General features: G+C 70.7%; 19 protein-coding genes and 1 pseudogene. 11 read left to right on the plus strand and 9 right to left on the minus strand.

Going from position 1 to position 18267, the window contains the following annotated elements; genetic code table 11:
* Positions 1–64: 64 nt before the first annotated feature.
* The 6 genes from ACIBQX_RS24080 to ACIBQX_RS24105 all read right to left on the minus strand — a co-directional run bounded on the left by ACIBQX_RS24080 (position 65) and on the right by ACIBQX_RS24105 (position 6516).
* Entirely contained in the window at positions 65–790 is a 726-nt protein-coding gene (locus tag ACIBQX_RS24080; protein WP_397008046.1) for an SRPBCC family protein, read from the minus strand.
* 80 nt (positions 791–870) lie between these two features.
* Complete coding sequence (locus ACIBQX_RS24085; RefSeq protein ID WP_397008048.1) at positions 871–1752, minus strand: FAD binding domain-containing protein; 882 nt, start codon at positions 1750–1752, stop codon at positions 871–873.
* A complete protein-coding gene (locus tag ACIBQX_RS24090) occupies positions 1749–4076 on the minus strand; it encodes a xanthine dehydrogenase family protein molybdopterin-binding subunit (protein ID WP_397008050.1) in 2328 nt (775 codons plus the stop codon). The genes ACIBQX_RS24085 and ACIBQX_RS24090 overlap by 4 nt, the downstream gene beginning before the upstream one ends.
* A complete protein-coding gene (locus ACIBQX_RS24095; RefSeq protein ID WP_397008052.1) occupies positions 4073–4555 on the minus strand; it encodes a (2Fe-2S)-binding protein in 483 nt (160 codons plus the stop codon). The genes ACIBQX_RS24090 and ACIBQX_RS24095 overlap by 4 nt, the downstream gene beginning before the upstream one ends.
* 70 nt (positions 4556–4625) lie before the next feature.
* Positions 4626–4829 (minus strand): hypothetical protein, encoded by a 204-nt coding sequence (locus tag ACIBQX_RS24100; RefSeq protein WP_397008054.1) that lies wholly within the window; start codon positions 4827–4829, stop codon positions 4626–4628.
* Complete coding sequence (locus tag ACIBQX_RS24105) at positions 4819–6516, minus strand: PspC domain-containing protein (protein WP_397008056.1); 1698 nt, start codon at positions 6514–6516, stop codon at positions 4819–4821. Before ACIBQX_RS24105 ends, ACIBQX_RS24100 begins: the two co-directional genes overlap by 11 nt.
* A 113-nt stretch (positions 6517–6629) precedes the next feature.
* Between ACIBQX_RS24105 and ACIBQX_RS24110 the strand changes: the two genes are divergently transcribed.
* The 7 genes from ACIBQX_RS24110 (at position 6630) to ACIBQX_RS24140 (ending at position 13736) form a co-directional block, all read left to right on the plus strand.
* Complete coding sequence (locus ACIBQX_RS24110) at positions 6630–7838, plus strand: PspC domain-containing protein (protein WP_397008058.1); 1209 nt, start codon at positions 6630–6632, stop codon at positions 7836–7838.
* Positions 7835–8467: a response regulator gene (locus ACIBQX_RS24115; protein ID WP_397008060.1), complete on the plus strand. Its 633-nt coding sequence runs from the start codon at positions 7835–7837 to the stop codon at positions 8465–8467. The genes ACIBQX_RS24110 and ACIBQX_RS24115 overlap by 4 nt, the downstream gene beginning before the upstream one ends.
* A 130-nt stretch (positions 8468–8597) precedes the next feature.
* Positions 8598–9989, plus strand: a complete 1392-nt coding sequence (locus tag ACIBQX_RS24120) for a hypothetical protein (RefSeq protein ID WP_397008062.1) — start codon at positions 8598–8600, stop codon at positions 9987–9989.
* 387 nt (positions 9990–10376) lie between these two features.
* The gene (locus ACIBQX_RS24125) at positions 10377–11747 is read left to right on the plus strand and encodes a glutamate--cysteine ligase (RefSeq protein ID WP_397008064.1); all 1371 of its coding nucleotides are present in this window, start codon (positions 10377–10379) and stop codon (positions 11745–11747) included.
* 73 nt (positions 11748–11820) lie between these two features.
* Positions 11821–12474, plus strand: a complete 654-nt coding sequence (locus ACIBQX_RS24130) for a neutral zinc metallopeptidase (protein WP_397008066.1) — start codon at positions 11821–11823, stop codon at positions 12472–12474.
* A 241-nt stretch (positions 12475–12715) separates the two neighbouring features.
* Positions 12716–12973, plus strand: coding sequence for a WhiB family transcriptional regulator (locus ACIBQX_RS24135; protein ID WP_397008068.1), 258 nt, complete (start codon positions 12716–12718; stop codon positions 12971–12973).
* Between the two features lie 46 nt (positions 12974–13019).
* The gene (locus ACIBQX_RS24140; RefSeq protein ID WP_397008070.1) at positions 13020–13736 is read left to right on the plus strand and encodes a type II CAAX prenyl endopeptidase Rce1 family protein; all 717 of its coding nucleotides are present in this window, start codon (positions 13020–13022) and stop codon (positions 13734–13736) included.
* Between the two features lie 196 nt (positions 13737–13932).
* On the opposite strand, the gene ACIBQX_RS24145 is transcribed toward ACIBQX_RS24140, so the two are convergent.
* Positions 13933–15117: an RNA-guided endonuclease InsQ/TnpB family protein gene (locus tag ACIBQX_RS24145; protein ID WP_397008072.1), complete on the minus strand. Its 1185-nt coding sequence runs from the start codon at positions 15115–15117 to the stop codon at positions 13933–13935.
* A gap of 194 nt (positions 15118–15311) precedes the next feature.
* Here ACIBQX_RS24145 and ACIBQX_RS24150 point away from each other — a divergent pair.
* Together ACIBQX_RS24150 and ACIBQX_RS24155 are read left to right on the plus strand one after the other, a co-directional pair.
* A pseudogene (locus ACIBQX_RS24150) lies at positions 15312–15908 on the plus strand (DUF2804 domain-containing protein); the annotation flags it as partial.
* A 21-nt stretch (positions 15909–15929) separates the two neighbouring features.
* Positions 15930–16301 carry a DUF2804 domain-containing protein gene (locus ACIBQX_RS24155; RefSeq protein WP_397008829.1) on the plus strand — a complete coding sequence of 124 codons (372 nt, stop codon included), beginning with the start codon at positions 15930–15932 and terminating at the stop codon, positions 16299–16301.
* On the opposite strand, the gene ACIBQX_RS24160 is transcribed toward ACIBQX_RS24155, so the two are convergent.
* On the minus strand, positions 16213–16566 hold the full coding sequence (locus ACIBQX_RS24160) for a hypothetical protein (RefSeq protein WP_397008074.1): 354 nt from the start codon (positions 16564–16566) through the stop codon (positions 16213–16215). The genes ACIBQX_RS24155 and ACIBQX_RS24160 overlap by 89 nt on opposite strands.
* 313 nt (positions 16567–16879) lie before the next feature.
* On the opposite strand from ACIBQX_RS24160, the gene ACIBQX_RS24165 reads away from it, so the two are divergent.
* Together ACIBQX_RS24165 and ACIBQX_RS24170 are read left to right on the plus strand one after the other, a co-directional pair.
* Positions 16880–17080: a type II toxin-antitoxin system VapB family antitoxin gene (locus ACIBQX_RS24165; protein ID WP_397008076.1), complete on the plus strand. Its 201-nt coding sequence runs from the start codon at positions 16880–16882 to the stop codon at positions 17078–17080.
* An 8-nt stretch (positions 17081–17088) separates the two neighbouring features.
* Positions 17089–17502 (plus strand): PIN domain nuclease, encoded by a 414-nt coding sequence (locus tag ACIBQX_RS24170; protein WP_397008078.1) that lies wholly within the window; start codon positions 17089–17091, stop codon positions 17500–17502.
* Positions 17503–17511: 9 nt separating this feature from the next.
* On the opposite strand, the gene ACIBQX_RS24175 is transcribed toward ACIBQX_RS24170, so the two are convergent.
* The gene (locus ACIBQX_RS24175; RefSeq protein WP_397008080.1) at positions 17512–18231 is read right to left on the minus strand and encodes a PIG-L deacetylase family protein; all 720 of its coding nucleotides are present in this window, start codon (positions 18229–18231) and stop codon (positions 17512–17514) included.
* Between the last annotated feature and the right edge of the window lie 36 nt (positions 18232–18267).

The raw sequence follows: 18267 nt of genomic DNA on the forward strand, positions 1-18267 counted from the left end.
CATGGGGGTGGCATTCCCTCAGTTCAGGACGTGTGTCCGTACTTGATGGGCTTTTTGCCGAAAATCAGCGTGTGAGTCGACGGATCAGCCAGCCGACGAACACCAGCGCCGCCAACGCGCCGAGCACCGGAGCCACCCGCTTGAGCAGCGGCCGGCCGGCGATCTCCAGCAGGTCGAGCGCCTCCTCGTCGGGCGTCAGCGAGGTGCGGGTCGTACCCGACGGACGTACGTCAGGCTCGGGTACGGCGACCAGGTGACGGTCCCCCTCGACCGACGCCCCTTCGACCGCCGCTCCCTCAGCCGGCGCCTCCTTCGGCGCCTCCTTCGGCGTCTCCGGGGTGGGTTCGGCGAGTAACTCGGCGAGGTTGACGGCGAACCGGTCGATCAGCTTCGACCCGACCTCGGCCATCACCCCGCGCCCGAACTGCGCGGGCCGGCCCGTCACGTTGAACGTGGTCTCCACGGCCACCGCCGTCGAGCCCTCACCCGGGGTGAGCCGTGCCTTGACGGTGGCGGCCGCCGTGCCGGAACCCCGTGACTCCTTGCCGGACGCCCGCAGGGTGAGCGTGTGAGAGTCCTTGTCCACGTCCTCGAATCTGGCCGAGCCCCGATAGGTGACGGTGATCGGCCCGACCTTGACCTTCATCCTGCCGGTGAACTCTTCGCCCTCGAAGACATCCAGCGTCGCCCCCGGCAGGCACGGCGCGACCCGCTCGACGTCGAGCAGCACCGCCCAAGCCTGCTCGACCGGAACCGGGACAGTGAACTCGTGCTCGAACCGCATCGCCATCGATCCGCTCCTTCCCGCTGGTTGCGAGCGTACGTGTCGTGGGGGCGCCTCGAAAGAGGTGCGCCCCCACGCGAACCGGATCAGACGGACCCGGCGGCCTTCCGCACGGCCCGATGCGTCAGCACCCGGGCCAGGTGCCGGCGATAGTCGGGCTGGGCGTGCAGGTCGCCCGGCGGCGAGGTGTCCGCCGCCGCCTCCGCGCACGCCTGCCGAACCTGGCCCGACTCCCCGCCGGGCGGCTCCCCGTCAGCCAGCTCCAGGCCCTGCAGCGCGGTCTCGGCCGCGTGCGCCCGCAGCGGTGTCGGAGCCATGTTCGTCAGCGCGATCCTGGCCTCCTGGATCGCGCCGTTGGAGCGCCTGACCGCCGCGGCCACGCCCACGATCGCCCAGGCCTGCGCCGTACGCTGGAACTTCTCGTAGTGGAAGCCCCACCCGGCCCCGAGCTTCGGGATCTTCACCCCGACCAGGATCTCGCCCTGCCGCAGCGACGACTCCAGGTAGTCGACGAAGAACTCCGCCGCCGGGATCTCCCGCTCGCCCTCGGCCGACCTCGCGACGAGGACGCCGTCCAGCGCCACCACCACCGCGGGCACGTCACCCGCCGGATCGGCGTGTGCCAGCGAGCCGCCGAACGTGCCGCGATGCCGTACCGCGGGATCGGCCACCGTGGCGGTGGCGAGCGCCAGCAGCGGGCAGTCGGCGTTGACCACGCCGGACCGCAGCACCTCGTCGTGCGTGGCCATCGCGCCGATGAAGACGTGGTCGCCGCGATCGTGCACGCCCGCCAGCTCCGGCAGGCGCCCCACGTCGACCAGCTTGGACGGATAGGCGAGCCGCATCCGCAGCAGCGGCAGCAGCGACTGCCCGCCCGCCAGCGCCTTGGCCTCCTCGTCGGCGGCGAGCTCCTGGCACGCCTCGGCGAGCGAGCCGGGACGGGTGTAGTCGAACTGGGCCGGGATCATGGCCGCGCTCCTTCCACTGCCCGCCAGATCCGCTCGGGCGTGCACGGCATCGTGACGTCCCGCACGCCGTACGGGCGCAGGGCGTCCACGATGGCGTTGACGACGGCCGGCGTGGATGCGATGGTGCCCGCCTCGCCGACGCCCTTGGCGCCCAGCGGGTTGCTCGTGGCAGGCGTCTCGGTCCTGTCGGTGGTGAAATCGGGCAGATCCGCCGCCGACGGCACCAGGTAGTCGGCGAGCGTGCTGGTCAGCAGGTTGCCCTCGGTGTCGTACACGGCCTCCTCGAACAGCGCCTGCGCGATGCCCTGGGCGATGCCGCCGTGCACCTGGCCCTCGACGATCATCGGGTTGACCACCTTGCCGATGTCGTCGACCGCCACGTACGAGCGGATCGACACCCTGCCCGTCTCGGTGTCGACCTCGACGGCGCACAGGTGGGTGCCGTGCGGGAAGGAGTAGTTGTCCGGGTCGAAGGTGGCGTCGGAGTCCAGCGTGGGCTCCACCCCGTCGGGCAGGTCGTGCGCGGCGAACGCGGCGAACGCCAGCTCCTGGATCGTCTGCCGCGAGTCGGTGCCCCGCACCGTGAACGCGCCGTCGGCGAACTCCAGGTCGTCGGGTGAGCACTCCAGCGCGTGCGCGGCCAGCCTGCGGGCCTTCTCCCTGACCTTCTCGCACGCCTGCAGCACCGCGACGCCGCCGACGACCAGCGAGCGCGAGCCGTAGGTGTCCATGCCCTTGTGCGAGATCGCGGTGTCGCCGTGGACCACCGTGATGTCCTCGAACGGCACGCCGAGCGCGTCGGCCGCGATCTGGCTCCACGCGGTCACATGCCCCTGGCCGTGCGGCGAGGTGCCGGTGATGACCTCGACCTTGCCGGTGGGCAGCATGCGCACCGAGCCGTGCTCCCAGCCGCCCGCCGCGTATCGTGCCGTGCCCAGCAGCTTGGACGGGGCCAGCCCGCACATCTCGGTGAACGTGCTGACGCCGATCCCGAGCTGGACCGGATCGCCCCGGTCCCGCCGGTCCGACTGTTCGGCCCGCAGCTTGTCGTACCCGAACAGCGACAGCGCCCGGTCGGTCGCCGCCTCGTAGTTGCCCGAGTCGTAGGTCAGGCCGGAGATGGTGGTGTAGGGGAACTCCTCATGCCTGATCCAGTTACGCCGCCGCACCTCCAGCGGGTCCATCTTCAGCTCGGCCGCCAGCTCGTCCATGATCCGCTCGATGCCGAAGGTGGCCTCCGGCCGGCCCGCGCCGCGGTAGGCGTCGGTCGGCATCTTCGTGGTGAACACCCCGGTGCAGCCGAACTCGTACGCGTCCATCTTGTAGATCGCGTTGAACATCGTCGCGCCGAGCAGCGGAATCCCCGGTGTGAGCAGCACCAGGTAAGCGCCCATGTCGGCCAGCAGGTCCACCTGCAGGCCGCGGATGCGCCCGTCGGCCTCGGCCGCGAGCCGGATGTGCTGGATCTGGCCGCGGCCCTGGTGCACGGTGAGGTTGCCCTCGGAGCGGGATTCGTTCCATTTGACCGGCTTGCCGAGCTTGCGGGTGAGCAGCAGGCACAGTACCTCCTCGGCGGTGACCTGCAGCTTGGTGCCGAACCCGCCGCCGACGTCCGGCGCGATGACCCGGATCTTGTGCTCCGGGATGCCGGTGGTCAGCGCCAGCATCACCCGCAGGACGTGCGGGATCTGGGTGGACGACCACAGCGTGAAGGAGTCGCCGTCGGTGGTGGCCACCACCGCCCTGGGCTCCATCGCCGCCCCGATCAGGCGCTGCTGCACGAACGTCCGGTCGATGACGACGGGCGCGTCCCTGAAGGCGGCGTCGACGTCGCCCATGGCGATCTTCATCGAGTACGCCTTGTTGCCCTGCTCGTGTACCTTCGGGCCGTCCTCGGCCAGCGCCTCGGCCAGGTCGACCACCGCGGGCAGCGGCTCGTAGTCGACCTCGATCGCCTCCAGCGCGTCAGCCGCCAGATAGCGGTCCGTGGCGACCACGCAGGCCACCGCCTCGCCCACGTAACGGACCTCCGACACCGCCATCGGCGGGTGGTCCGGGATGAACACGTCCTCCGTCACCGGCCAGGCGCACGGCAGGCTGCCCTGCTCCTCGGCGAGATCCTGGCCGCCGAACACGGCGACCACCCCCGGCAGACCGCGCGCCCCCGACACGTCCACCCTGGTGATCCTCGCGTGCGCCATCGGGCTGCGCAGGAACGCCACATGCAGCATCCCCGGCTGCCTCAGGTTGTCGGTCCACTGGGTGCGCCCGGTCAGTAACCGGGCGTCCTCCTTGCGCTTCCTGGGCCGGCCGACCTCGCTCATGAGCTCTTCACCGCCTGCCCCATCTCCTGGGCGCCCCGACGCACCGCGCGGACGATGTTGCAGTAGCCGGTGCACCTGCAGAGATTGCCCTCCAGGCCCTGCCTGATGGCCTCCTCGGACGGGTCAGGGGTGTCCCTCAGCAGGTCGATCGCGGCCATGACCATGCCGGGCGTGCAGTAGCCGCACTGCAGCGCGTGTTCCTCGTGGAAGGCCCGCTGCATCGGATGCATGGCGCCGTTCGCGCCCAGACCCTCGATGGTGACGACGTCGCAGCCGTCGGCCTGTACGGCCAGCACCGAGCAGCTCTTGACGCTCACGCCGTCGAGCATCACGGTGCAGGCGCCGCAGTTGCTGGTGTCGCAGCCGACAGGAGTGCCGGTCTTGCCCAGCCGTTCTCGCAGTAGGTGAACGAGGAGGAGCCGCGGCTCGACATCCTCCCCGTAGGTGATCCCGTCGACGGTGACGGTGACTCGGGGCATACGTCCTCCCTCAGGAGCAGGGGAAAGGCGGACAACGCCAACGTACGCCGGGGTCGGTTCCGGTCAAGGGCTACTTGCTGCGGATCACCTTCGCGAGGATCGCCACCAGGCCCGCGAAACCCAGTCCGACCACCGTCACCGGCCACAGGATCAGCGCATCCGTGATCGAACCGGTCAAAATCAGGATGCCGAGCACGATGAAGAGAATGCCGCTCAGCAACGCCATCCAGTCGGTCCGGTGCAACCGGCGCGGCCTGTCGAGATCACGCGCCACGGCGCACCTCCAGGTCGCCGACGCCGCCCCTGAGGTTCAGCACGATCGTGGAGACGTCCTCCTCCGGCTTCACCTCGGGGGTGAGCACCTTGTCGAACCGGACGTCCACGCCACCCCGCAGCGACTGGTCCACCTGGATGTCCCCGAGCTTGTTGGTGGCGTGCACCTCCACCCTGGCCGTCGGCGGCACGATCACCGTCAACTGGCCCACCGAGACCGAGGCGTTGAACGTCACCCGCGAACCCGGTTCGAGCCGGAGCTCCGACAGGTCGAGCCGGCCGTCGCCCACGCCCGCGTCGTACAGCCTGCCCGACTCCGCCGCCCTGGTCGGATGCCAGACCGACGCGCCGACCTTCGACGGCAGCCCGCCGAACATCAGGCCCACCCCGATCAGCATCGCGACCACGGTGCCCGCGGCCACCAGCCCGGCGCCCCGGCCCCACCAGGCCGCGATGAGCAGCCCGCCGCCGATGGTGACGAGCATCGCGCCGGCGACGAGCGTGGGATGCACTCCCGAAGGTGATGCGGCCTGGACCGCCACGACGATTCCTCCAACGATGAGGGCCAGCAGGATGGTGATGACGCCGATGAAGGACTTGGGACGCTTCTCACGCGGCGGCCTGACCGGCCGGCCGTACAGTGCGGGGTCGTACGGTGAGTAGCCGCCCCGCCGCATCGGGTCGAGCGGCTGGTACGGGCCGCGCGGCGCGAACGGCTCGCCGTAGGCGGCGTGCGCCGCGGTCCCGGGCATCGGACGCTGCTGCTCGTACGGTCCCGGCCGGCGTCGCGGCTCGCCGCTCGGCGCGTGGTACGGGTACGGGTCCGGGTGGCGCGGTTCGTCGGCGCGTGTCCTGTACGGAGGGTTCTCCGTTTCGCCGGATGGCCGGTCTTCTGCCCCGGCAGAGAGCGTCCCATAGGTATGGATCTCGTCGTTGTCGACCGGCAGGGGCCGAGCGGCGGCCGTGGGGAACTCCGCCGTCGTGGCGGTGGACTCGTCCTGCTCCGGAACCGCCCGCCGGACGGTCTCCTCGGGCTTCGCGGTCGGCTCGGGCGCCGCTGGGGCCCCTGGCACTTGTCGTGCTTCTGGCGCTTCTGGCGCTTCTGGCGCTTGTGCGCCGGCGTGCGCGTGCGCCGTTGTGGTGGGCTCGGGGAACGGTCGCGCGGTGGGGGGCGGCGCCTGCGGGACCGAGGGCGCGCCCGGCCCGGCGGGCTCGTTCAGGCCACCCTGCCGGCGCCTGCGGTTGAGGCGCTCGGGCATGGACCGGGCCAGCCCGAGCAGGTCCACGCCATGGGCGTGCGCGGCCAGCAGCGAGACGGCCAGCACCAGGCCGACCACCAGCGTGCCGGTGCCCAGCCAGACCGTGGAGACGTTGAGGCCCAGGCCGACAGCCAGCACCGCCGTCAGCAACGCGAACACCGTGTCGGCGTCGAAGTCCCGCCGGGTCCACTGCTCGATGAGGCCGGGCCCGCCGTTCGGCTCCTTCATCAGCAGCAGCGCGGCGATGTACAGGAACAGCCCGATACCCGAGCCGAACAGCAGCACGGCGAAGCCGACGCGGAACACCACGGGATCGATGCCGGTGTGCCGGCCCAACCCGGCGCAGACTCCCATGAGGAATCGCCCCTCGCTGCTGCGGCGCAGCGCGCTGGGGGGAGCGACCGGTTCCCGGGGTGGTGCATGCGTCATGTCACCATCGTGGACCCGGTGGCGGGTGCTCTGCATCCGGGAGACCCCTGACCCGACCCGGGGGTTGTTCCCTGATGCCCACGACCGCGCGACATGTGACGATGGCAAATGTTATGGCTGACCAGAAGACTCTCGCCGAGCCCGGCGCCGCAGCGCCCTTCCGCCGCATGATGCGACCCATGGAGGGCCGCCTCGTCGGCGGCGTCGCCCAGGGGCTCGCCACGCAGCTCAAGCTCGACCCTGTGGTGATCAGGCTGGTGTTCGTGCTGCTCAGCGTGGTCGACGGGGTGGGCATGGTGGCCTACGCCGTGCTCTGGATGATCACGCCACGGGAGCCGTACGCAGGGCGGCCGCCTGCCCGTGACTGGAGCCAGCTGTCGGCGTTCACCGCGATCGGTGTGGCGCTGTTCGCGTTCGGCTTCCTGACCGGCGCCTCCAGTGGCGGCCTCGGCATGCTCCCGTTCGCGGTGGGCGGCATCGGCGGGCTGATCCTGTGGCAGCAGGCCGATCCCGAACGCCGCAAGAACTGGGTGAGCGGCGCGACCAAGAGCATCCGGGCCAACCGCGTCCGCACCCTGCTCGGCGTGCTGCTCGTCATCGCGGGCGGGGTGGGCTTCCTGGTCATGGAGGGCCGGATCCAGGAGGCCGGCCAGGGCCTGCTGCTCACGGCGGTGGTGGTCGGCGGGCTCGCGGTCGTCGCCGCGCCGTGGCTCGCCGGCCTGTGGAAGGAGCTGCAGCTCGAACGGCGCGAGCGCATCAGGCAGGAGGAGCGGGCCGAGGTCGCCGCGATGGTGCACGACTCGGTGCTGCACACGCTCACCCTGATCCAGCGCGTCGCGCACGACCAGCGGGAGGTCACCCGCCTGGCCCGCGCCCAGGAGCGCGACCTGCGCAACTGGCTCTACCAGCCCGCCCAGGACGCCGACGCCACCCTCGCGGCAGCCGTACGCAGGATCGCCGCGGAGGAGGAGGACGCGCACGGCGTGCCGATCGAGGTGGTCTGCGTGGGCGACATCGACCTCGACGCCCAGGGCCGGCTCGCGGCCGCGCTCAAGGCGTCCAGGCAGGCGATGGTCAACGCCGCCAAATACTCTGGGAGTCCGTCCATCTCCGTGTACGCGGAGGTAGAGGGTGAAACCATCACGATTTTCGTGAAGGATCGGGGCAAGGGGTTCGACCCCGATGCGGTGCCGCTCGACAGGATGGGCATCCGGGAGTCCATCATCGGAAGGATGGAACGCCACGGAGGCACCGCCAGACTTCGCACCGAACCGGGTGAGGGCACAGAAGTGATGTTGACCATGAAGGTGGACAAGCAATGACGCGGGTGCTGATCGTCGACGACCATCGGCTGTTCCGGTCCGGCGTGCGGGCCGAGCTCGGCGACTCGATCCAGGTGGTGGGCGAGGCCGAGGACGTCGACACGGCCGTCAAGGCGATCGCCGAGCTGCAGCCCGACGTGGTGCTGCTCGACGTGCACATGCCGGGCGGCGGCGGCCAGGAGGTGCTGCGCAGGGTGCTCGGCGCGGGCTCCCAGGTGCGTTTCCTCGCCCTGTCGGTCTCCGACGCGGCCGAGGACGTCATCGGCGTCATCCGGGGCGGAGCCCGCGGCTACGTCACCAAGAACATCAGCGGCAAGGAGCTCACCGACGCCATCCGCCGGGTGGCCGACGGCGACGCGGTGTTCTCACCGCGGCTGGCGGGGTTCGTGCTCGACGCGTTCGCCTCGTCCGAGGCGCCCTCCATCGACCCCGAGCTCGATTCGCTGACGCAGCGCGAGCGCGAGGTGCTCAGGCTGATCGCGCGCGGCTACGCGTACAAGGAGATCGCGAAGGAGCTGTTCATCTCGGTCAAGACGGTCGAGACGCACGTGTCCTCGGTGCTGCGCAAGCTGCAGCTGTCCAACCGGCACGAGCTGTCCCGCTGGGCCACGGCCCGCAGGCTGGTGTGAAGCGCTGGGAACGGCTCCTGAGGACCGAGGCGCGAAGGGGCCCGATCCCGGCCGTCGCCGATGATCATCGTGGTGCTGCCGGCCGCTAGGCTACTTCTTCCCTCTCCCAAGAGTCCGGGAAGTCCCCCCGATGCGCGTCATGAAGGTCTTCTGGTCGGCAGCGGTGGCGCTGTCGCTGTGGGAACTGCTGGTCGAGCCGCTGTTCGCCGAGACGGTGATGATCACCTGCAGCAGTGCCGGGCCGCTGGACTGGCCGCAGCCCGTTCCGGCGGCCCAGGTGGCGGGCTTCCTCGGCGACTGGCTCGCCCGGCTCCAGCCCGTCCTGCTGGCGCTGGCCGCCTTCTGGGCGATCCGGTCGCGGCCCGGGGGCGGTTCCTCGCTCCCCGCCACGCTGGGACTGACGGTGGCCCTGCTCCCGGCCGCGGTGGCCGAGGCCGAGGAGCGGCTGTCTCCCGATATGCCCTTCATGTGGCAGGAGTGCATGCACGCGCAGGTGGCGCCGCCGTCCTTCGTGGTGCCGCGCGTCATCCTGGCCTGGCTGCTCTCCCCGGCCACCATGGTCCTGCTGGCCGGGATCGCGGGCGCGGGGATCCGGCCGCGCCCGGCCGAGCTGCGTGCGGCCGGGCTGGCCGTGGCGGGCGTCCTCCTGGCCGTGTTCCTGCCCGCTGCGCTGATCGGGCTGCCGGTCAACGCCGATGGCACCCCGCGTTACGCGGTGGCCGGCATGGGCCGGCCGTACGTGCTCGACCTGGATTCCGGAGAGCCGATGAGCCTGCTGCCGCAGGCGACGCGCACCTACGCGCAGTACGATCTCATCGTCCGCGACACCGAACCCGGCCACTACGTGGCGGCGCTCAGCGACCCGTCAGGCCGTCACTTCCGCCTCTACCGGCTGTCCATGGGCGAAGACGGGCGGATCACCGTCGGCGAGCGACTCACCCCCACCCTCAAGGGCATGGTCAACGGCCTGGCCGTCTCCGCCGAGGGCCGGATCGCCTACGGGCGGACGACCGACGATGGCCACTTCGCGGGAACCCTGGAACGCGAATGGCCGGTCAGCGGATTTCGTCTCCAGTGGCTGGACGACCGGAGTCTCGCGCTCCCCGAGCACAGCGTCGCGGCCGGCGCCCTGGCCACCCTCGACGTGACCACGGGCGCGATCGGTGAGCTCGCCACCCCCGCCGAGCACGAGTTCGCCGGCCCGGTCCTGACCCTGCCCGGTGGGCGGCAACTGCGCGCGCTCGGCCGGCCGGCCCGAACGCTCGTCCTGCACGAGGGGACACGGCTGGTCAGGAAGGTCCTGGCGTTGGACTGCGGGCACATCGAATCGCTGGTGCTCGACCCCACCGGCCGCTACGTGCTGGCCGGAGTCGACCGGGAGGCCGCCGAGATGGACCGCTCGCCCCTGGCCGGGCTGCCTCCGTGCGGCGGCGCCCGCGCGGAGCTGCTGCGCGTCGACCTTGGGACCGGGCACCGCCAGGTGGTGCCCGGCGAGCAGGACCCCCTGGTCCAGGCATGGTGACAGCGTGCGCGGCCGGGTCCGGGTGGGGAGGCGGACCGCCGGCGCCGCACACACGGAGACGCTGCGTCGGCTGTGCCGGATACCTGGTCGTACCGGCGTGGACCGGCGAGGACCGGCGAGGACGGCGGGTGTGGACCGGCGTGGACTGAAGGCCCGGTGTGGACCGGCCAGGGCCCGTGGACTGGCGAGGGCCGGCGTGGGCCGGTTATGTGGGCGGTCAGGAGCGGGCAAGGATCGGGCTCGGGGCGGGTTTTGGGCTGGTCTTGGGGAGCTTGGCGTGCGACATTTCCTGGTATGGGCAGGGATGTGCCAGTCGTCGCGTTCAGTCGGGATGATCGCCGGAAATATCGGGAAAAAGTACGACGGTGCCTGGATGTCTTCGCCCAGATGCTGCGGGAGTCCCGATTCGAGGATGACCGGTCGCTGGCGGGGCTGGAGATCGAGCTCAACATCGTGGACTCGGACGGCGAGGCGTGCATGCGCAACGCCGAGGTGCTCGCCGCCATCGCGCGCCCCGACTGGGCCACCGAGCTCGGCCAGTTCAACGTCGAGATCAACGTCGAGCCCAAGGATCTCAGCGACCACGGCGCCCTCCACCTGGAGAACGACGTCCGCGCCCGGCTCAACTACGCCGAGGAGCGGGCCAGGTCCCAAGGTGGCCACCTGGTCATGATCGGCATCCTGCCCACGCTGCGCGAGCAGGACATCGGCGAGGGAACGCTCTCGGCCAACCCCCGCTACCGCCTGCTCAACGAGCAGATCTTCGCCGCCAGGGGTGAGGATCTGCACCTGTCGATCGAGGGCGTCGAACGCCTCGACACGCACGCCGACAGCCTCGCCCCGGAGGCCGCCTGCACCAGCCTCCAGCTCCACCTCCAGGTCAGCCCGCCGGCGTTCGCCGCGCACTGGAACGCGGCCCAGGCCATCGCCGGCCCTCAGGTCGCCGTCTCGGCGAACGCGCCGTACCTCTTCGGCAAGGAGCTGCACCGGGAGACCAGGATCACCCTGTTCGAGCAGGCCACCGACACCCGCCCGCACGAGCTGAAGGCGCAGGGCGTGCGCCCGCGCGTGTGGTTCGGGGAGCGCTGGATCACCAGTGTCTTCGACCTGTTCGAGGAGAACGTCCGATACTTCCCGGCGCTGCTGCCCCTGTGCGAGGAGGAGGACCCCCGGGCCGAGCTGGAGCGCGGGCGCACCCCGGAGCTTCCCGAGCTGACCCTGCACAACGGCACCATCTACCGCTGGAACCGCCCGGTCTACGCGGTGGTGGACGGCAGCCCGCACCTGCGCGTGGAGAACCGGGTGCTCCCCGCCGGCCCGTCGGTGCTGGACGTCGCCGCCAACGCCGCCTTCTACTACGGCCTGATGAGCGTCCTGCCGCACGCCGAGCGGCCGATCTGGAGCCAGATGTCGTTCGCCGCAGCCGAGGAGAACCTCGCCACCGCGGCCCGCCACGGCCTGGACGCCCGCCTGTACTGGCCGGGCCTGGGGGAGGTTCCCGCCGCCGAGCTGATCCTGCGCCGCCTGCTGCCCATGGCCCACGAGGGGCTCGCCCGCTGGGGCGTGGACGGGGCCGTCGCCGACAGGCTGCTCGGCGTCATCGAGGGCCGCTGCCTGAGCGGCCGCACCGGGGCGACCTGGCAGGTGGACAAGGTCCGCGCGCTCGGCGGCGACCGGCACGAGGCACTGCGCGCGATGACGCTGGAGTACATCGAACGCATGCACACGAATGAGCCGGTGCACACGTGGGCAGTCTGAACTCGTGACCCGACCCCCGGCGCCCCCGTCAGACGTGCCTTCCTCTCCTCGCTCCGCCACGCCGTTTCCGCGCGTGACGCTGCTCGCCGCGGTGCTCCCGGTCCTCGCCGCGCTGCTCGTGGTGCTGCTCGGCGGGTGCGGGATCGTCGAGGCGCCGTCCAGAGACGTGCGCGGCGCCGACTCGTTCGAGGACGACGTCCAGGGGGCCAGGGCCCTGACGGAGGAGTTCTGGAAGCAGCAGTTCGCTGCACTGGGCCGGACTTATCAGCCTATTTCCCGCTTCGTCCCCTACTCGGGAGACTCCGGCCCCAGCTGTGGCGGCGAGCCCGCCGTCCCCAACAACGCCTTCTACTGCCCCGTCGGCCACTTCATCGCCTACGACCGGACCTGGATGGAAGGGCTGTGGAGCGAGATGGGTGACGGCTCCGTCTACCTGATCATCCCCCACGAGTTCGGCCACGCCGTGCAGTCCCAACTCCAGACCAGCTTCCGGTTCAACGTCCAGATCGAACTCCAGGCCGATTGCTACGCGGGCGGCACCCTCAAAGCCCTGATCGACTCCGGCGCCCTGACCGCCGAGCCGGGGGACGAGGACGAACTCCTGCTCAACCTGGCAGCCGCCGGCGACCCCACGGACGACTGGCTGAACCCCGCCGCCCACGGCACCGCCGACCAACGCCAGCGTTCGTTCGCCATGGGCTACACCCGTGGCGTGACCGCCTGCTGACCTGGCCCTGCTGATCCGGCTCTCCTGATCCGACCTGCTGATCCGACAGCCGGCCTGCGCGCGTGCGTCCGGCCGCCGACGGTGTCGAACCTCCTCCTGCCGTCCATGCGCCGCCATGACGGTGTACGAGCGCCTGCCGAGGATGACGTACGGACGCCGCTCGTCTCCCCGCAGGGGATGTATATGCGTGTCAACCCACAGGATGATGCGACTGATCATGTGCGCGTCGTAGCGTTGGCGCATGCCTTTGGAGGAGATCGGTTGGCTGCGGAGGGGCGCCTGCAAGTCCAGCGACCCCGAGCTTTTCTTCCCGCTCGCGCCCTCGCCCGTCCAGGAAGCCCAGGCCAAGGCCGTCTGCGCCACCTGCCAGGTCCTGACCGAATGCCGCTCCTATGCGTTAAAGGCCGGCGAGACAGACGGCATCTGGGGCGGCCTGACAGCGGAGGAGCGCCGCCGCTCCCGCTTTCCCGCAGGCTGGCGTAACTCCGCTGCCTCATAACCGGCTCGGGGCGCCGGTTGGCGGCAGGGCGACGTAGCGTGCAGGCATGCTGCTCCGCTCGATCGCCGTGCTCGTCGCGGCCAACGTGCTCAACAACAAGGTCGCGCCGAGGCTCGGGCCGCTCACGTCCGCCGCCGCGACCGCGGCCCTGGTCGCGATGGCCCGGCGGTCGGGGCTGTCGTGGGAGGAGCTGGGGTTCGAGCATGGGCGTAAGGGTGCGGTGGTCGGTGGGGCGCTGGCCGCAGGGGTGGCGACGGTCTACACCGTGGGCATCAACATGTCACGCACCCGGCCCCTGTTCCAGGATGAGCGGGCGCTGTCGCTGACGCGGGCACGGGTGCTGGAGGAGGCGCTGGTCCAGGTGCCGTTCGGGACGGTCCTGCTGGAGGAGGTCGGTTTCCGGGGGGCGCTGTACGGCATGGTGCGTCAGACCCACGGCACCGCCGCCGCCACGGCCGTGTCGTCGGCGCTGTTCGGACTGTGGCACATCCTGCCCGCCATCGACATGGCCCGCGCCAACCCGGCGCTCGGGGCACTCACGGCGGGGGAGTCACCGGCGCACCTGGACACCGCACGGGTGGTGGCGGGCAGCGTGGTGTCCACGGCGGTGGCCGGCGTGCTGTTCTGCGAACTCCGCCGTCACCGCGGCCTCCTGGCGCCCTCCATGCTCCACCTGGCGACCAACTCCCTGGGCTACCTGTTCGCCCGCCTCGCGGCAACGAAGACCGATAAAACCCCGTCCGGGGGTGGCGAACTGACGTAGCTCCGTCCGGGGGTGGCGACGAACTGATCCAGGCCCGTCGGGGGCGATGATCGGTGAGTGGCGATGAGAAATGCGCCCGGTAGGCTGCCGTCGGCTTTGCGGTGGTCAGGGCCGATCGGGGGCGGATCGAGCGAGTTGCCGTCCACGGTGGCGAGGACTGGTGACTCCTCCGCTCCCTGAAGGGAGCGGCTTCTCGCTAAGCCGCTTGCGCAGCCTGGCGAAGGGCAAGCCCTGCCCTCAAGATGTTGATCGCGGCGTTCACGTCGGCGTGCGCGGTGTGCCCGCACGCCGTACAGGCGAACTCGGCCTGGGTGAGGCGGTTGTCCTTCGCACAGTGCCCGCAGCGGGCGCACGTGCGGGAGGTGTTGGCGGGGTTCACCGCGATCAGCTCTCGACCGGCGCTTTCAGCCTTGTGCGACAGGATCGTCAGGAACACCCCCCAGCCCGCGTCGAGGATGCTCCGGTTCAACCCGGACTTCTGCGCGACCTTGCGGCCGGGCTGCTCGACCGTGCCGGAGGCACTGCGGGTCATGTTGGTGATCCGCAGGTCCTCGTACGCGATCACGTCGTAGGTGCGGACCAGGGCGAGCGCGGCTTTGTGCGCGCCGTCGAGGCGCTGGCGGCAGACCTTGGCGTGCAGCGCGGTGACGCGGGCCACCGCCTTGCGCCGTCGCTTGGAGCCCCGCTGCTTGCGGGCCAGGTCGCGCTGGACGTCCCCGAGGCGGTCAGCGGTGGCTGCGAGGTGCTGCGGATTGGCCACCTGGCCGCCGTCGGAGGTGGTGACGAGCGAGGCGACGCCCAGGTCGATCCCGGCGACCGCGCCCGTTGCGGGCAGCGGTCCGGCGGGCACGTCGGCACACGACAGGACCACGAACCAGCGGGAGCCTTCGCGCTTCACACTGATCGTCTTGACGGTGCCGGACACGCGGCGGTGCCGATGGACCCGCACGTGCCCGACGCCCTGAAGCCTCACCCAGGTGGCGGTCGGGTGCTGCGGCTGGGAGTCCCACCGGCAGCCGTCGCCGTCCTTCGGCCACTCCACCGTGTCGAACCGGCCGCGCCCCTTGAACCGGGGGAAGCCCGGGGTGCGCCCGGACTTGACGCGCTCGAAGAATGCAGCGAACGCCTTGTCCAGACGGCGCAGCGTGGCCTGCTGGGAGGAGAACGACCACCGGCCCTGCCCGTCGGGGTCATCGCCCCGGATGTGCTTCAGCTCGGCGGACTGGTCGCCGTACCGGATGCTCACGCCCGCCTTGGCGTAGGCGGCACGGCGGTGCTCCAGGGCAGCGTTGTACAGCTGCTGGTGATCCTCCAGACACGCCGCCAGCGCCGCAACCTGCCGGGCGGTGGGACGCAGCAGGAACTTGAACGACCTGCGCACACCCACCTCCCATCACGCTCGGTAACAACAACACCACGATATCGGCCGGCGCCGACAAAACCAGGAAGGACATCCGTGATGCGCGAACCTGACAGGTCAGGGCACGCCTGGGCCTTGGAGACCCTCCCGCTCCTGATTCCCCCGTCGCCTCGAGGCGACGGTCCCCTCTGAGGCTTTGATGGGGGCCGTGCCCAGTGAGTTGCCGAACGTCTGAGCCCGAGGTCACCGCGCCCGTTGATCTGTGCCTGCCCGACGGGCGGCTCAATCCGGAGGCGGTCGGGTGGACGCGGCGGCCGCTGCATCGGGCCAACCTGCGTGGCTGGGGGCGGACCAAGCGGTGGGAGTACTGGGGTGTCGTCACCCCCGCGCACGTGATCGGCATCGTGGCGTCCTCCATCGACTACGCGGGCGTGCACGGCGTCTACGTGCTCGACCGCGCGACCGGGGCGGAGGTGTCGCAGGACGCCGTGGTGCCGCTGGCGCGGGGCACGGTGATGCCGGACCGCAGCGGCGAGGGCACGGTCCGCGCGCGCGGCGGCCGGCTGGCCGTCGACATCCGGCAGAGCCCCGGCGGCACTTCCCTGCGGGCGGTGGCGCCGGGCGTCGAGGTGGACCTGGAGATCCCGCTGCCTGAGGGGCACGAGTCGCTGGGGGTGGTGGTGCCGTGAGGGCCGCGCCTGTTCCAGTACACGGTCAAGGATGTGGGGCGGCCGGTGCGCGGGCGGCTGGTGCTGGCGTCGGGGGAGCACCTGGTGCGCGAGGAGGACTCGTTCGCGGTGCTCGACCACGGCCGGGGGCGCTGGCCGTACAGGATGGTGTGGAACTGGGCGGCGGGCAGCGCGCCCGGGAGAGCGATCCAGCTCGGCGGGAAGTGGACCGACGGGACCGGCATGACGGAGAACGCGCTCTTCGTCGACGGGCGGCTGCACAAGATCGGCGAAGAGCTGGCGTGGCACTACGACCGCGCGGACTGGCTGCGGCCGTGGCGGATCACCGGGGAGCGGGTGGAGGCGGAGTTCACCCCGTTCCACGAGAAGATCTCACGCACCGAGCTGGGCGTCGTGGGGTCCGAGACGCACCAGTGCTTCGGCCATTTCAGCGGCCGGGCGCGGGCCGACGACGGCGCCTGGATCGAGCTCGACGGCCTGACCGGGTGGGCCGAGGAGGCCCGGCAGCGCTGGTGACGAGGGGGCCCGGCAGCGCCGGTGACGGCGAGGCGCGGCGGCGCTGGTGACGGCGAGGCGCGGCGGCGCCGGACGCGAACACCCGCCGCCGGCCCACCCGATCGGACAGCGCCCCGACCAGCACCATCGCCGGCGTCGCGCTCGCCGCGCTGAGGGCGACCATGATGGCGATGGCGATAGCGACGTCGGTGATCGGGTCGTAGACGAACACGTTGAGGTACATGTTCTCGACGGTCCAGGCGACCTGGCCGACGAAGCCGAGCACGACCAGCGCGGTTCAAACGTGCGAGCCCAGCCCGAGGAGTGCTGCCGTTGTCACCCGCCGGAGCCAATAAGGCGAGCATGCCTCACAGTAAGTCCCGATTGTCGGGCTTGGCCTGCGCAAAATCCTCCGCGACATGGAAGATGTCAACCTGAGGTAGAGATCGTCCCCACCCTCCTGGAGGCACCCGTCTTTACGGGCTTCCGGCTGCCTCTAGCGTCTTCCCTGCGCCTCTTCGTGGTGAGAAGATTACGAAGAGTGCGTATATCAAGATCACGACTGGTGATATACGCTGGAGGTACGGAGGTGGTGTCCCATGCGGACCGTTATCGACATCGACAAGGAGCTCCTACAGGTGGCCCAGGAGGAGTTGGGGACGAGCAACATGAAGGAGACGGTCCACGTCGCTCTGACGGAGGTCGCCGAGCGGGCAAGGCGTCGAGAAGCGTTCGAGTACTGGACCTTGCGGGACAATACGGATCTACTGGATCCGGACCTGATGAAGGACGCGTACTAGCAGCGGGCGTGGTCTACCTCATCGACAAGAGTGCTCTGGCGCGGATGCCCCATCCCAGCGTCGCTCGGGCGCTCGAGCCACTCATGCTCGACAAGATGCTGGCCATCTGCACGATGACGCGCCTCGAAGTCCTCTACAGCGCGCGTGACCCGGAAGGGTACGAGCTCGATGCTCACCACCTGCGACAGGACTTCCGCCAACTGCCGGTGAACGCCGAGGCCCAAGAGCGGGCGCTCGATGTTCAGGCGCTGCTGGCAGGCAAGTCGCAGCATCGTGGCATCGGCGGTTTTGATCTGCTGATCGCCGCCTGCGCCGAAGTGCACGGCGCCACGGTCCTCCACTACGACCGGGACTTCGACCGCATCTCCGAGGTCACCGGGCAGCCGTCGCTGTGGGTGGTGCCGCCCGGGTCCGTGCCCTGATCGGCGGCGTCAGGCCGTGGGGACGACCTGGAAGCCCTCGGCGTAGCGGCCCTCGTCGAAGCCCGCCTGCTCGGCCCAGGCGGCCGAGCGGCCCCTGACGAACTCGGCGAACCCCTCAACATGCGCCACCTGACTGACGTGCGACCGCAGCGCCGCCAGCTTACGGTCGATTGCGTCGGTGATGTCCACATAGTGGTTCGGCGTCGAGCCGCCCGTCAGCCAGACCTCGCGTGCGGTCCACGCCGCCAGCCCCTCCTCCCGCAGCAGCTCGGGGAAGGCGTAGGGGTTGCGGGCGTCGGGGTAGACGGCGTCCAGGGCGGAGCCGCCGACCGCGCGGTGGTCGGGATGGCTGGGGGCGACGAACTGGTAGTTGCGGTCGGGGTGGTGGGTGATGACCACGTCCGGCCGTACCTGCCTGATGACCCTCGCGATCGCCTTACGAAGATCGAGCGAGGGGACCACGGTGCCATCGGGGTAGCCGAGGAAGCGCAGGTCGGTGACGCCGACGCACTTGGCCGCCGCGGTCTGCTCCGCCCTGCGGAGCTCGGCCATGCCGGAGTGGTCGAGCGTGCGTTCGTTGCCGCCCGCGTCGCCGTCCGTGACCACCAGGTACGTCACCTCGACGCCTCGGTCGCCGAACAGCGCGACGCTGCCCGCGGCTCCGAAGTCGGCGTCGTCCGGGTGGGCGGTCACGACGAGCACCCTGTTGATCTCACTCTCGGGCAGCATGGGCAGCAGGCCTTCCCTTCTTGATGTTCGATGGGC

Origin of the sequence: Nonomuraea sp. NPDC049714, from assembly GCF_044465295.1 — a bacterium.
GTDB lineage: Bacteria > Actinomycetota > Actinomycetes > Streptosporangiales > Streptosporangiaceae > Nonomuraea.

Coding starts and splice junctions, on each gene's coding strand:
- ACIBQX_RS24110 (WP_397008058.1), top strand. CDS start 6,630: ATGGCTGACCAGAAGACTCTCGCCGAGCCCGGCGCCGCAGCGCCCTTC.
- ACIBQX_RS24125 (WP_397008064.1), top strand. CDS start 10,377: ATGCTGCGGGAGTCCCGATTCGAGGATGACCGGTCGCTGGCGGGGCTG.
- ACIBQX_RS24135 (WP_397008068.1), top strand. CDS start 12,716: ATGCCTTTGGAGGAGATCGGTTGGCTGCGGAGGGGCGCCTGCAAGTCC.
- ACIBQX_RS24085 (WP_397008048.1), bottom strand. CDS start 1,752: ATGATCCCGGCCCAGTTCGACTACACCCGTCCCGGCTCGCTCGCCGAG.
- ACIBQX_RS24155 (WP_397008829.1), top strand. CDS start 15,930: ATGGTGTGGAACTGGGCGGCGGGCAGCGCGCCCGGGAGAGCGATCCAG.
- ACIBQX_RS24095 (WP_397008052.1), bottom strand. CDS start 4,555: ATGCCCCGAGTCACCGTCACCGTCGACGGGATCACCTACGGGGAGGAT.
- ACIBQX_RS24140 (WP_397008070.1), top strand. CDS start 13,020: ATGCTGCTCCGCTCGATCGCCGTGCTCGTCGCGGCCAACGTGCTCAAC.
- ACIBQX_RS24120 (WP_397008062.1), top strand. CDS start 8,598: ATGCGCGTCATGAAGGTCTTCTGGTCGGCAGCGGTGGCGCTGTCGCTG.
- ACIBQX_RS24165 (WP_397008076.1), top strand. CDS start 16,880: ATGCGGACCGTTATCGACATCGACAAGGAGCTCCTACAGGTGGCCCAG.
- ACIBQX_RS24090 (WP_397008050.1), bottom strand. CDS start 4,076: ATGAGCGAGGTCGGCCGGCCCAGGAAGCGCAAGGAGGACGCCCGGTTA.
- ACIBQX_RS24115 (WP_397008060.1), top strand. CDS start 7,835: ATGACGCGGGTGCTGATCGTCGACGACCATCGGCTGTTCCGGTCCGGC.
- ACIBQX_RS24080 (WP_397008046.1), bottom strand. CDS start 790: ATGGCGATGCGGTTCGAGCACGAGTTCACTGTCCCGGTTCCGGTCGAG.
- ACIBQX_RS24105 (WP_397008056.1), bottom strand. CDS start 6,516: ATGACGCATGCACCACCCCGGGAACCGGTCGCTCCCCCCAGCGCGCTG.
- ACIBQX_RS24175 (WP_397008080.1), bottom strand. CDS start 18,231: ATGCTGCCCGAGAGTGAGATCAACAGGGTGCTCGTCGTGACCGCCCAC.